We start from the raw sequence: 13,828 nt of genomic DNA on the forward strand, positions 1-13,828 counted from the left end.
CTCTGCGTCGAGGTGGGGTACGCCAGGCTCCGGCTCAACCGCGGGCGAGCCGCCGGTTGCGCACCGTGCCCTTCTCGTACTGGCTGGGCACCGGGAAGTAGCTCGGCAGGAAGACGGAGAGGATGTCCGCCTGCTCCTCCGCCGAGACGTCCGCGTTGTGGTAGTCGTTGATGCAGAACACGTCGTTCGGTCGCAGGCTCAACAGCCTTGCCAGCTTGGGGTGCTGGACCCGCAGGCCGACGTTGACGAAGCCGCTGGAGATGGGTGCGGCCACGCTGGTGCCGGTGAACATGCCGTAGTAGTGGTGCAGCGAGGAGGCGATGGCCAGGTCGGTCTCGCTGCGCAGCTGGGCCGCCGCGGTGCGGGCGACCTCGGCCGGGAAGCGCTCGTCGAGCTCGGCCAGGACGCTCTTGCGCAGGGCGTGCGGCGTGTGCAGGAAGGTGTTGGCCAGGCTCCGGCCAAACTCCCGCTCCAGCAGCTCGCGGTTGTTCTTGGCGGCGATGAAGGCGAACTCGTCGCCGTCCTTGACCGGGGTCGGGTCGACCGTGGTCGGCGACTGGAAGCACTTGGCCTGGCCGGTGCCGAGGAAGAAGCTGTCCGGGCCCAGGGCGCGGCCGATGAACACGTCGTCGTTGAAGTAGAGGAAGTGCTCGGACAGGCCCTCGATCCGGTGCAGCCGGCTCTCGATGGCGTGCGAGTTGAAGCTGGGCAGCTTGCCGGTGTCGCCGAAGATCTCGCGGTGGCTGACCACCTTGACCCGGGGGTGGTCGGTGTCCAGCCAGTGCGGCACCTGGTCGTCGGTGACCAGGTGGATGGTGCGGATCCAGGGGGCGTACATGTCCAGCGAGCGCAGCGAGTACCGGAGTTCCTCGCGGTTGCGGAACCGGGCGTCGTCCGAGGAGCCGTCGGTCTCGGTGGGTGCGAGGCCCAGCTCGACCAGGGCCTTGTTCTTGCGCTCGCGCCAGGCCGGGTCGTTGCCGTCCACCCAGGTGTAGACCACGTCGACGGGGAAGTCGACGTCGGTCGGCAGGGTCTTGGTGAAGGCCTCGTTGGTCGGGTACTCGCGGTCGCCGACCTTGAGGGTCGCGGTCGCGGTGAGCGCGGCCGCCGGCAGGGTGGCGCCGTAGAGCGTGCCGCCGGGGACGTCCAGCAGCTCGGCGTCGTCCTTGTTGGGCGTGGTGAAGGCCACGGTGCAGCCGTAGACGCCGGTCAGGCGCATGGTGCCCGCCGTGGTGGTGACCGGGCGGAACACCCGGAGCGCGGCCACCGAGCCCGCGGCCGGCAGGTACTGGTCGAGGATCGCGGCGAGGACGTTGGCCTTGGTGCCGCCCCTGGCGTCCAGCAGGCTGGCGTACACCGGGGCGTCCTTGTACCGCTCGGCGATCGCCCGCAGCAGCTTCTCGCGGTACTCGACCGCCACGGCCAGGCTGTGCCGCAGCGCGGTGGTCCTGGTCATCACGTACGGGATGCCCAGCTCGTCCAGCAGGTCGACGGCCAGGTCCAGGTTGGCCCGCATCACGTCGAACGGGGAGAGGTCGTCCGCGATCTGGCAGATGTGGCCGCTGGCCCGCATCACGGTGCCGCCGCTCTGGGCCTCGATCCGGACCTCGTGCGCCTTCTGGCCGACCTTGTCGATCGAGCCGACCGAGCGGGAGGGCTCGGCGCCGACGGTGCCCAGGTGGCCCCGGGCCGACTCGGCCAGCGCGCGGCGGCGGTGGCGGGCGGCGACCAGCCGGCCGCTGTCGCGGTCGGCTATCAGGCCCTGGAACAGCTCGCTCCACTGGGCCGCGACCTCGGGGGCCGACCAGCGCGCGGCGGCCTTCTGCGAGGCGGCACCGAAGGCGTGCCGGGTCTCGTCCTCGGACATCATCCGGTCCAGCGCCTCGGCCAGGCCCTCGATGTCGTTCGGCGGCGCCAGCAGGCCGTTGACGTCGGGGGTGACGATCTCGCCGGGCCCGTTGGGGCAGTCATACGCGACCACCGGGACGCCGGCGGCCTGCGCCTCGGCGAGCACCAGCGGCAGCGCCTCGACCCGGGAGGTCAGCAAGCAGATGCTGGCCTGCGCCCACTCCTCCAGCATGTGCTGGGTGGAGCCGACCAGCTGGATCTGGTCGGCGGCGCCGACGGTGGAGGCCAGTTCGCGCATCTTGCGCAGCAGCGGACCGTCGCCGAGCACCCTCAGCCGCCACTGCGGGTGCTTGGCGGCCACCCGGTCGAAGGCGTGGATGGCGTGGTCGATCTGCTTCTCCGGCACCATCCGCCCGGCCAGGGTGATGGTGCGGGTCTCCAGCGAGGAGGTCGGGCGGTAGCCATCGGGCAGGGCGTTGCCGAGCACGGTGAGCTTGGGTGCGTAGTCGCCGAAGGTCTCTTCGAACCAGGCCCGGGTGGGCTCGCTCAGCGCGATCAGGGCGTCCAGGTGCGGGGCGAAGCGCAGCAGCGGGGCGCCGCTGATGCCGCGCAGCTCGGAGACCCGGTGGTCCTGGCAGACGGTGATCGCGGACGGCGGGGCGACTCGGACCATCAGGGCCAGCAGGGCGGGCGTCGAGGCGACCAGGATGTCCGAGTCGGTGTCGCGCAGCGCCCGCTCCACCTCCAGGTCCGACAGCCGGTTGAAGGACCGCTCCCAGGCGGGGTCCACCAGCTCGCTGGGCTGGGCGGCGAGGCGGCGGTACACCGCGTCGTCCAGGTCGGCGCCCTCGACCGGGCGCGGGACCGAACCGGTGTTGTCCACCAGGTTCCGGATCCTCAGCTTGCCGCCGGTGGCGAAGAAGCCGCTGGAGCGGGTCTTGAAGACGCTGAGCACCTCGACCTGGTGCAGCTCGGCGACGGCTTCGGCCGCGGTCAGGATGGCCCGTTCGGTGCCACCCATGGTGTCGGCGCTGGTCAGGAGAAAGGTGATTTTCACGTGAGCGATCCCGTGGTGGCGGTGGAGTTCGACTGCTGACCGGGGGCGGCCGGCCCGGGCACCGGACTGAAGGACAACCGGTAGATACCGCGGATGGTGTGGCGCTGGGTCACGTAGTGTAGGCGGCCCCCGCGGTCGGTGATCACCAGCTTGACGCCGGTGTTCAGCATCACGCGGACCGGGCGCAGATCGTCGGGGCGGCGGCGCAGCCAGTACCTGCGGCCGCTCTCGCCCACCCAGCGGAAGCTCCAGTTGCCGCCCTTGCCGACCGCCTGGAGCTGGTCCAACGGCAGTGTGCTGCGCAGCAGTTCGGGGCTGTCGGGCACGGGCTCGGTGGCCAGCGCGATCGTCTGCCGGCCGTCGGTCGCCTCCAGCCGGCCGCGCGGGCCCGGCGGGCGGAAGTCCAACTGCAGCCCGGCGAAGCGGCGGACGGTCCGGACCAGCACGGCGCGGACGGCGGGGTCGGAGACGATGAGCCTGAGCCGGCCGGACGGGGAGATGCCGGTGTGCATCGACATGCCGCTGACCGGGCAGGCGGTGAGCGGGGCGCTCGGTCCGGTGAGGGTCGGCGTCTCGCCGGCGCCGATCAGCCGGAGCTCCTCGCTCGCGCCGCCGGGGGCGGTGATCCTGAGGGCCAGGGACCAGCGGCCGTCGGTGACGGGAAGGCCGCCGATCCGCTCGCCGAGCAGTGCGGAGGCGGTGACGGCGGGGCGTCCGCCGCGTCCCGCGGTCAGCCGGGCGGGGACGGAGAAGTGCCGGGAGCCGTTGCCGACCGTCAGCTCGGCCGTGGCGTCGGCCGGGGTGCCCGGCGGCAGCAGGGCGTGCACATTGAGGTTGTGGCCGCCCAGCACCATCGCGTACTTCACCACGGCGGCGGTGCCTTCGGCCCGCGGGGCGACCACGGAGTGGATCAGGTGGTCCCGGCCGGCGGCCACGTGCCGGCCGGCCTTGCGGCGGATCCGGTCGGGCAACTGGCTGACCGGCAGTCTGCGCCAGGCCAGCACTCCGGAACGGCCGACCACGCGCAGGGCGTGTACTTGCTCGGCCACCGTGACCTCCTAGGGCTCTCCCCGGACGGTCCGGGCTGTCGATTCGGGCACTCGTACGGGTGCGAGAGCAGCCATGCTAAGTCACCGGCAGTACCCGGGACTTCCACGCCTCCGGGCCCAACGGCCCATCTTATCGGGGACAAAAACCACCAAAGCGGACATCACCCATTGCAGCGCCCGCTTACGGTGCGGTGTTGGTCCGGTTGACACACGGCAAAATCAAATGACAGTGTGAGCGGTGAGCGAGGACCGCCATCCGTACCCGCACGTGCGGTCCCGCCGGATGCCACCGGGAGCGGTGGCGGCAAATCGGTCCTCCGCGCGCACCGTGGTCGATGGTGAAGCAAGAGTGTTGGGGGAGCGATGAATCGCTTGACAGCCATGGAGGATGCCGACTCCACCTCTCCGGCCGAGCCCAGCACCTCCCTGCCCCAGGGCAGCGCCGTCGGAGTCCTGAAGTCCGAGCACTCCAAGCTCGTCCACGCCTACCGCCGGATCCTGCCCGAGCGCAGCCGCGCCGCGATCGCCAGGCACATCTCACACGAGACCCGTACCCGGGTGATCCACACCATCTCCCGTTCGCTCTCCATGCAGCAGCGCCTCGACGACGGCGGACGCCTCGCCAGACGGCACCCGCAGTTCTTCGACTCCGGCGAGGTGGCCCTGGCCCAGATCGGCAAGGACCGCAAGATCGTCAGCGTCCGGACCGACCTCGACCCGCTGGACTGCCGCCGCCGGAACCTGGAGCTGGTCCGCGGCGCACTGGACGACGCCGGCCTGCGGTACTTCGCCGTCCGGGGCCTGGCCGACTCCTCCTCTGTCCTGGCCCTCGCCCTGACCGACCGGCCCGCCGCCCTGACCGCGCTGCAGGCGCTGTGCGCCAGGGTTCCCGGCTACCTCTCCGCCGTACCGCTCCCGGGTGAGCAGGCGCCCACCACCTCGCTGCCCGGTTTCGAGCCGGAGAGCTGGCGGTCCGTCGAACAGGCCGAGGTCATCCGGCTGACCTGGTTCCAGGCCGACCAGGACGGCCACTACGTGCTCGGCCACGAGTACGGCTGCGACGTGGAGTTCTGGCGCGCCGAGGACGGCGAACTCGTCGCCCCGCGCCGCAACCGGGTCACCCAACGGGTCGACGCCGACGAGCGGCCCGTCCCCGCACCGGGTGCCCTGTTCACCAGACTGGCGGCCTGGAGCCGCCCCGGCGACGAGATACCCACCCGGGCCCCGTTCACCGCCGCGCTGCCCGAGGACATCCGCTTCCCGGTGGACGTGGTCTACACCTGGGTGGACAGCAACGACCCCGCATGGCAGGCGACCCGCGCCGCCGCCGACGGCACCGCCGCGACCTACAACCCCGAGGCCGTCAACGACGCCCGCTTCATGAGCCGCGACGAGCTCAAGTACTCACTGCGCTCGCTGCACCTCAACGCGCCCTGGGTCCGGCACGTCTACCTGGTCACGGCCGACCAGGTACCGTCCTGGCTGGACACCTCCAACCCGCGGATCACCGTGGTCAGCCACCGGGAGATCTTCAGCGACCCCGAGGCCCTGCCCACCTTCAACTCGCACGCCATCGAGAGCCAGCTGCACCACATACCGGGCCTGTCCGAGCAGTTCCTCTACTTCAACGACGACGTCTTCCTCGGCCGTCCGGTCACCCCGCAGCTGTTCTTCCACTCCAACGGGCTGACCAAGTTCTTCCCCTCCCAGGCCATGGTGCCCTTCGGCACCCCCTCGGTCCAGGACCCCCCGGTCTCCGCCGCCGCCAAGAACAACCGCCAGCTGATCCAGCGGGACTTCGGCACCACCCTGGTGCAGAAGATGATGCACGTACCGCACGCGCTGCGCCGGGACGTCCTGCTGGAGATAGAGGAGCGCTTCGCCGAACGCCACCAGGAGACCGCCGCCACCAGGTTCCGCGGGCCGGCCGACCTCTCGGTCGCCTCCTCGCTGCACCACCACTACGGCTACCACAGCGGCCGCGCGGTCCCCTCCGAGATCGCCTACGCCTACCTCGACCTGATGCACGACAGCACCTCGCGCCGCCTGGCCCGGATCCTGACCGCCCGGAACCTGGACGTGTTCTGCATCAACGACACGGTCTCGGACCGCAAGGACCTGCCGGCCCAACTCGAGCTGCTGCAGCCCTTCCTGGACGCGTACTTCCCGGTCCCGAGCCCCTTCGAGAAGCGGGCCTGAGCCGACCGGGCGGGCCCCGGCCGTTGCGGATCGGCGGAAGTGTCGTTGGCAGTGCGTGCGAGAACGAGCGACAGACACCCCTGACCAGCGCCCCGAACGCCCCGATCGCCCAGGCCGGCCGGACCGACGCCTCGGACAGCCTGACCGCCGCCCCGACCGCCCCGGGCAGCCCGACCCGCACCCTGGTCAGCCGGACCGGCGCCCCGAGGACCCCGGCCACAGCAGGCGCCGGTTCCTGGCCGCGGCAGGCGCCCTGGGCGGCACTCTGGCCGCGGCCCCGCTCGGCAGGGCGACGGCCGCGGCCCCTCCCCCTCGGCGAGGCCGGACGCCCGGCAGCGTGGCGGTGCTCGGCGGCGGCGTGTCAGGCCTCAGCGCCGCCCACGAACTGGCCGAGCGCGGCTACCGGGTGACCGTCTACGAGCGCAACCTCATCCTCGGCGGCAAGGCCCGCAGCATGGACGTCCCCGGTACCGGCGACGGGGGCCGCCGCCCGCTGCCCGGCGAGCACGGCTTCCGGTTCTTCCCCGGCTTCTACCGCAACCTCCCCGACACGCTGCGCCGGATCCCCTTCCCCGGCAGTGCGAACGGAGTCCACGGCAACCTGGTCGAGCCCACCGAGGTGCTGTTCGCCCGCGACAGCGGCCGCCCCGGCCTGCGGCTGCCGTTCCGCACCCTGGCCACCGTCCCGAGCCTCGAACTGCTGCGGCCCGACGCCCTGTCGCAGACCCTGACCGGCCTGCTGGACACCGCGCTGCACCTGCCGGCCGCCGAGATCGCCTACTTCGCCGACCGACTGCTGGTCCACCTCACCAGCTGCGAGGAGCGCCGCCTGGGGCAGTGGGAGTACGTCCCCTGGTGGAAGTTCGTCCGCGCGGAGCAGATGTCGTACGACTACCAGCGGCTGCTCGCCATCGGGCTCACCCGCAACCTGGTCGCCACCAAGGCCGAGGTGGCCAGCACCCGTACGGTCGCCCGGATCCTCCAGGCCTTCCTCTACAACGTCCTCGGTTTCGGCAACGACGGCCAACCCGACCGGGTGCTGAACGCACCGACCAGCGAGGCCTGGATCGACCCCTGGGAGGAGCAGTTGCGCTCGCTCGGCGTGCGCTTCGAACTCGGCTGCGAGGTCGAGGAGTTGGCGTACGCCGACGGGCTGGTCAGCGGCGTCCGGCTGACCGACCTGGGCTCCGGCCGAACCCGTACCGTCACCGCCGACCACTACCTCAGCGCCATGCCGGTCGAGCACGCCCGCCGCACCTGGGGTCCGGCCCTGCGCGCGGCCGACCCCCGGCTCGCCCGCTGCGACCGGCTGCAGACCGACTGGATGGTGGGCGTGCAGTTCTATCTGCGCTCCCGCACCCCGGTCGTGCACGGCCACGTGGACTACGTGGACACCCCCTGGGCCCTCACCTCGATCAGCCAGGCCCAGTTCTGGCCGGGCCGCGACTTCCGCTCCGACTACGGCGACGGGACGGTCGCCGACTGCCTGTCCGTGATCATCTCGCAGTGGGACGCACCCGGCGTCGTCTACGGCAAGCCGGCCCTGAAGTGCACACGGGAGGAGGTGGTCCGCGAGGTCTGGACGCAGCTCAAGGGCTCACTGAACGACACCGGGCGCGCGGTGCTGCGCGACTCGGACGTCCACTCCTGGTTCATCGACCCCGCCGTCACCGGCCTCGGCGGCCCCACGCCGGCCAACCGCGAACAGCTGCTGATCCAGACGGTGGGCAGCCACTCCAACCGCCCCTCCTCCGCCACCGCCGTGGCCAACCTCTTCCTGGCCGGCGACTACACCGCCACCGACATCGACCTCGCCACCATGGAGGGCGCCAACGAGTCCGCCCGGCGCGCCGTGAACGCCCTGCTCGACGCCGACGGCTCCGACCTGCCGCGCTGCACCGTCTGGACCCTCTACCGACCGCCGGAGCTGGAACTCCTCCAGCAGCAGGACGCCGTCCGCTACCGCCGGGGCCTGCCCAACGCCCTCGACTTCGGCTAAGACCGACCGGCAATAGGGAGCGCGGATCAAGGAGCGGGGCGAGAGCCGAGTCTGGGCGTGCATCCCTCGTCGCGCGCAGCGGCGCTGCGCGCGACGAGGGATGTGCGTTCAAGGGCCCCTCCTGCCCGATGGCGGGCAAGGAGGGAGAGAGCTATCGGCACGCGACGCCGCGGGCCCTATTGCCGGTCGGTCTAAGACCGCCGACGGGTATATCGGCGGCGCCCCGGGCGGATGTCGGCCAGACTGGGCCGGTGATCGACATACACCCCGTACTGGAGAACGGCGCCCTCGACGACTTCGCGCTGTGGCCGGTCGCCGGACAACCGCCTTACCACTTCACGCAGTTGAACGGAGCACTGGACCGCGCAGGGGTCGGCACGGTCGTCGCCACCGTGGCGGGCTACAACGACAGCCGGGCCGACCACCGCTGCGCCGACCCGGCCGCCGCCTTCCTGAGCCCGCTGCTGCACGAGGAGGGCTTCATCTCCCCCGGCGGGCTCCGCGTCCGGGACACCGCGACCGGCACCACGCTGAACCCCGGCTGCTGTTGCGGGCTCGAGGACTGGCGTGCCTGGCTGGAGGTCTCCGACGGCGGCGAGATGTGGCTCGGCCACGACCCGACGCCCTGGGCCGAACACGACGGCGAGGCCCTCCGCCTGCACCCCGACGAGAAGCGCCCCGGGCCGGTGATCGAACTCCCCCGGGCCGAACTCCGCCGGCTGCTGGCCGGCGTGCGGCAGGACCTCGCCGACTTCCTCCTGCTGCTCGCCGACTGGGCCGGCCGCTACGCTCCCGACTCCGCCGAGGCCCTGGTCAGCGCCTTCGACGAGTCACTCCAGATCACCGCCCCGCTCCAGCGCACTCCTCACTGGCACGGCTGAACCCGCCCCGCCCGTTCGAGCTCTCCTCCCGGTAGTACGACGACCCCGCGAAGAAGATCTGACCCGGCGGTAACTCCCCCCTGCCGTCCGGGCGCTTCGGCGGCGAACCGCCGCCGGGGGCACGCCGCCACACGAAAGCGTGATCGCTGGCGAAACGACCTGCGGTTGGGTGATGATGGGCAGGCGGAAACGGACTTGATCCTTCGTTTCCGTTCCACGAAACCATCTCGCTCGAAACAAGGCAGGGTCATCCATGTCCGAGCAGTTCGATGTCGAGCCGCTGGGCGACCACGACTACCTCGTGCGTGCCCACCTCACCGAAGAAGTGATCGAGTCGCGCTTCCAGGCCAGCCCCGCGGTACTGGAGGAACTCCGGCTCGCGGAGGCCGACGAGCCGCGCGTGGTACGGGAGGCGGCACTCTTCCTCGCCGAGCGGCAGCCGATCATCGACTTCCCGCAGATGGTCGACCTCGACGATCTCGTCGCCGTCTACGACGACTTCATCTCCGAACTGGGCCGCCGCCTGCCGCCGCACTGACCCCGGACACGGATCAGGCCCAACCGGTGTGCTCGAAGCACCAGTTGGGCCGGATCCACGCATCGCCCGGAAACAGCGAGCGGACAACTCGGTCAGGCCGGGGCGGCCCGGGTCTGGACGACTCGGGTGGGCCCTCAGTCCTCGTCCTGCCAGGACTCCAGGTGGGCGAAGGCCACCACGTTCTCGGTGTAGTCCATGACGTTGCGGTCGTACGCACCGCCACAGGTGATCAGCCGGAGCTGGGCGTCATCGCTCTCCCCGTACACCAGATCGTCCGGGAACCTGTCCTTGGCGAAGGCCTCGATGGTGTCGACGACGTACGTCACGGTGACACCGTCGTCCCGGGTGATCTCGACCTCGCTCCCCTGCGGGAGCTCACTGAGCCCCACGAACACCGCGGGACCGGTCTTGGTGTCGACGTGGCCGATCACCACGGAGGTACCGTGTTCACCCGGCGAGACACTGCCGTTGAACCAGCCGACCAGGTTCTGGTCGTCGGCCGCGGGCGGGGTGATCTCGCCCGAGGCCTGCGCGGCCAGCTGGGTGAAGGGCGCGTCCACCCCGATGGCGGGGATCCGCAGGCGCGTCGGCGGCGAGAATCCCAGTACGGGCTCGGACGGCGAAGGCTCGGCCTCCGACGGCTCGGCCTGGGCCGACTCCGACTGGGTGGGACCGGCCTGAGCGGACGGTGCCTGCGAGGGCACGGGCCGCGCACCGGCCGGTCTGGGGACGGCAGCCGCTCTGGGGGGCAGCGGCGCGGAGGCCTGCGGCCCGTTCAGCGGCTTGAAAATCATCAGGATGCCGAAGAGGGCCATCCCGATACCGAAGAGCGACAACCAGCGCCTGCGGGTACGACCCCTCGGCGGCTGATCGGTTTCTGGATCCGACGTGGAGTGAGACTCCATGCTGCAACGCCTTTCCTGAAGAACCCCTCGACGACTTGCCTGGATCAGCCACGCGCCGGCGCGGCCATCGCGACTTCGCGACGGCCGCACCGGAACTTCTAGTGGCGGTGAGCTCGGATCGTGCGATGGGCTCAGATCACGTTGCGGGCCGCGCGGCGGCGCAGTGCGTATGCACTCACGCCGGCTCCACCCATGAGCAGAGCGGCACCACCGACCAGGCTGGAGTCGGTCTTGGCCAGACCGCCACCACCTGCGTGGACACCACCGTGCGGGTGACGGTGATCGCCCTCTTCGTGGTCCCGGCCCTCGTGGCCACGGCCGTGCTCACGACCCTCGCGACCCTCGTGGCCCTCGTGGCCACGACCGTGCTCACGACCGCGGCCCTCCTCACCACGACCGCGGCCCTCCTCACCACGTCCGCGGCCCTCCTCACCACGACCGCGGCCACCCTCGCCACGACCGCCTTCGCCACCACGGCCACCCTCACCGCGACCACGGCCACCGTCGCCACGGCCACCGTCACCGCGACCACCGTCGCCACGGCCGTCATCGTTGGTGCCACCGGTCAGACCGGACATGGCGAGGAAGCCGCCACCGGCGTGGACACCACCGTGGTGCTCCTCGCAGCGGCGACCCTCCTCACCACGACCGCCCTCCTCACCCCGGCGGCCCTCCTCACCGTGGTGGTCCTCGCAGTGCTCACGACCGTGCTCGCGACCCTCCTCGCCACGGCCGTGCTCACGGCCGTGCTCACGACCGTTGTCACCGGTCAGACCCGCCAGGCCGGACAGGGCGAGGAAACCGCCACCGGCGTGGACACCACCGTGGTGGTGGTCCCGGCACTCGCGGTGGTGACGGTGGTGCCGGTGGCCCCCTTCGCCACCACGGCCGCCGCCCCCGCCACGGCCGCCCTCCTTGCCACGGCCACCCTCCTTGCCGGCGGTGGTGGCCTCCTTGCCGGTGGTGGTGCCCTCCTTGCTCTTGTCGTTGTTGTTGCTGCTGCTACTGGTGCTGGTGCTGCCGTTGCTGTTGCTGCTGCCGTTGCTGCTGCTCTTGTCGCTGTCTGCCGTCAGGGCAGAGAGGGCGAGGAAACCGCCACCGGCGTGGACACCACCGTGGTGGTGGTCCTCCTCGCACTCCCGGCCGCGACCTTCCCGACCGCGGCCCTCCTCGCCGCGACCCTCCCCGCCGCGACCCTCCCGGCCGTGCTCACGGCCGCGACCTTCCCGGCCGCGGCCCTCACGGCCGCGGTCACCCCGGCCGCCACGGTCACCGCCCCGGTCACCATCGTTCTTCTCAGGTGCGGCGTTGGCCTTCGTGTCAGGCTTGGGAGCGTCATCGGCGAACGCGCAGGTGGGGGCAGTAAGGACGAGCGAGGCGGCGAGCGCCGCTCCGGTCACCATAAGGCGCGTGGAACGCATTGGTGCCTCTTCCTTCCACACCACTTCGAGGGCAGACGGGCTGTCAGCTCAGAGTCTCGCCGTGGTGCTTCACTTACCGTCAGTCATGTGTTAGAGGCTCGCCACCGGACATTGCGCCATTAGTGATCTGAAATGACCGCATATCGGTGCACAGAGGGCGTTCCGTTCACCCGTTTCCCCCATCGCCCGTCGGCGGCCGAGGCTCGCCCCGAGGGCTCCGGCCTGCGGAAACGCGCGGCACTCCGCTGAAAACGATCACTCCCGGCGGCGGGCTCGCAGACATCGCTCCGACTCTCACCCTGGTGGACGAAGCCCCACCGGCCGCCGGGTCGTCAGTCGGACCGCACAAGCACTCAAACTCCCGCCCAACCGCCCGGATTACGGCCAGCTGAACCTTCGCCAGAGCTGACTCGTCATCGCTTTCCGACCCGTCAGCTCAGGCGCCGCCACCCCCGCCAGAGAGCGCCCCGGAAGCTCGGGCCCTGCTTGATCAACGCTCGCCCACCCCTTGATCGACTACGCGCGCGAGGCCCCTCCGGGGTGCGCGGGTCCCCTTGCGGGTTCCCTGGCCGGCGGGCTGCCCGGAGGCGGCCCAGGCCCCGGAGCCCGGCCGGTCGGCGGCAGGCGGCGACCAGGTCCACGGGGAGCGTCGCGCCTGGGCTCGCACCCGGGCGTCGCGCCTGGCGACGCCAGGTGTGGGAGGGCCGCCGTGGGGAGGGGCGGTCATCGGGCGACCACCCGGGCGCTGTGACTGCCCGGGTGCTGTGGCTGGTGCCGCGCTTCGTCCGGGGAGCACGGGGCCCGCTGCCGGGGTCACGGACCGGCGCGCCGGGAGCGGGCAGCGTACGCGTTGCGCGTGTCGGGCGTGTCGCACGTGTTGGGCGGATCGGCCCGGCCGTCGCCGTCGTCGGGCGCCTGGGTGAGCATGCCCGGCTCGACCGGCCGCCCGCTCGACGGCAGCCGAGACGCCCGATCAGCACGGCGACGAGCGGCGTCCGGTCAGCTGCGCGCAATGCTCCGCCGGTGGCGGGCCGATCGCTTTCACCCCCGCCATCGAGGCCCGGCGCGCCCAGGTATCGGCTTGGTCCCGAGTGAACGCGGTGTCGTGAGTGAGCACGCCGTCGACTGTCCGCACCGGACCCGATCGCCCCTCGGTCATGGCCGCCGTCAGCGGCCGGCGCTGGTGCCGCGAGCTGGAGAGCGCCACCCACGGGTGCGGCTCACCATCGGGAAGCGCTGCAGACCGATCGTCAGCATGACTCGGTGCCGGCTGCGGCAACCGACCTGCCGGCTGTCGTTGGCGCCGTATGACTCTTCCGGGACCACAAGCGGTTGCCGGTCGACTCACACTGCGCGACCGTGACGGCGATCTGACACCGGGCGGAGGCGACCGACAGGGAGATCGCCCACCTGGTAGCAGAGCGAGCCGAATTGGGACTGCAGGAGACCCGACTTGCTGCCTCCGAGATGTCCACCGCGCCCTTAGATCAACGGGGGTCTGCCGCTACAAGACGTACCGCAGAGCACTCCTGACACCACCTCATGGTCGCGCCCGCGCCGCCTACTTCACAAACCGGCCGGTGGCGGATCAGTACGAGTCCTAAGCCCGACTGCGAAGCGCTCCCCGAGCCGGACGTAGCTGTCTGCCCCCATCCCCGGCCTAACCGATCCCAGACGGCTGGTCCAACCGGGGCGCAAGGCCGGCCGGACGGGCGAGGTCCCACCAGGCGTCGGCAGGTGGGCAGAAATGCAGAAAGCCCCTCCCGATCCCGGGAGGGGCTTTCTGCTATCAAAATTTGTTCGGCGGCGTCCTACTCTCCCACAGGGTCCCCCCTGCAGTACCATCGGCGCTGTAAGGCTTAGCTTCCGGGTTCGGAATGTAACCGGGCGTTTCCCTCACGCTATGACCACCGAAACACTATGAAACTATC

The 13,828-nt window shown here is 71.2% G+C and carries 8 protein-coding genes and 1 rRNA gene; 5 read left to right on the top strand and 4 right to left on the bottom strand.

The features are described from left to right. Nucleotides 1-34: 34 nt before the first annotated feature. A complete protein-coding gene (locus ACSMTC_RS09030) occupies nucleotides 35-2,905 on the bottom strand; it encodes a stealth conserved region 3 domain-containing protein (protein ID WP_436559139.1) in 2,871 nt (956 codons plus the stop codon). Continuing rightward, nucleotides 2,902-3,954, bottom strand: coding sequence for a hypothetical protein (locus ACSMTC_RS09035; protein ID WP_436559140.1), 1,053 nt, complete (start codon nucleotides 3,952-3,954; stop codon nucleotides 2,902-2,904). Before ACSMTC_RS09035 ends, ACSMTC_RS09030 begins: the two co-directional genes overlap by 4 nt. A 363-nt stretch (nucleotides 3,955-4,317) precedes the next feature. Between ACSMTC_RS09035 and ACSMTC_RS09040 the strand changes: the two genes are divergently transcribed. From ACSMTC_RS09040 to ACSMTC_RS09055, 4 genes are all read left to right on the top strand, one after another. Continuing rightward, entirely contained in the window at nucleotides 4,318-6,153 is a 1,836-nt protein-coding gene (locus tag ACSMTC_RS09040) for a stealth family protein (protein ID WP_436559141.1), read from the top strand. A 235-nt stretch (nucleotides 6,154-6,388) separates the two neighbouring features. Then, nucleotides 6,389-8,152 (top strand): hydroxysqualene dehydroxylase, encoded by a 1,764-nt coding sequence (locus tag ACSMTC_RS09045; RefSeq protein WP_436564632.1) that lies wholly within the window; start codon nucleotides 6,389-6,391, stop codon nucleotides 8,150-8,152. Between the two features lie 251 nt (nucleotides 8,153-8,403). Then, nucleotides 8,404-9,033, top strand: a complete 630-nt coding sequence (locus tag ACSMTC_RS09050; protein ID WP_436559142.1) for a hypothetical protein — start codon at nucleotides 8,404-8,406, stop codon at nucleotides 9,031-9,033. Between the two features lie 253 nt (nucleotides 9,034-9,286). Then, a complete protein-coding gene (locus ACSMTC_RS09055) occupies nucleotides 9,287-9,571 on the top strand; it encodes a hypothetical protein (RefSeq protein ID WP_436559143.1) in 285 nt (94 codons plus the stop codon). A gap of 134 nt (nucleotides 9,572-9,705) precedes the next feature. Here the strand turns inward: ACSMTC_RS09055 and ACSMTC_RS09060 are convergent, their stop codons facing one another. After that, nucleotides 9,706-10,386, bottom strand: coding sequence for a class F sortase (locus ACSMTC_RS09060; protein ID WP_436559144.1), 681 nt, complete (start codon nucleotides 10,384-10,386; stop codon nucleotides 9,706-9,708). A gap of 215 nt (nucleotides 10,387-10,601) precedes the next feature. Between ACSMTC_RS09060 and ACSMTC_RS09065 the strand changes: the two genes are divergently transcribed. Beyond that, entirely contained in the window at nucleotides 10,602-12,020 is a 1,419-nt protein-coding gene (locus tag ACSMTC_RS09065; protein ID WP_436559145.1) for a hypothetical protein, read from the top strand. 1,675 nt (nucleotides 12,021-13,695) lie between these two features. On the opposite strand, the gene rrf is transcribed toward ACSMTC_RS09065, so the two are convergent. Next, nucleotides 13,696-13,812 (bottom strand): 5S ribosomal RNA (gene rrf / locus ACSMTC_RS09070). Between the last annotated feature and the right edge of the window lie 16 nt (nucleotides 13,813-13,828).

Source organism: Kitasatospora sp. HPM-01-4 (assembly GCF_051374625.1).
Lineage (GTDB): Bacteria > Actinomycetota > Actinomycetes > Streptomycetales > Streptomycetaceae > Kitasatospora.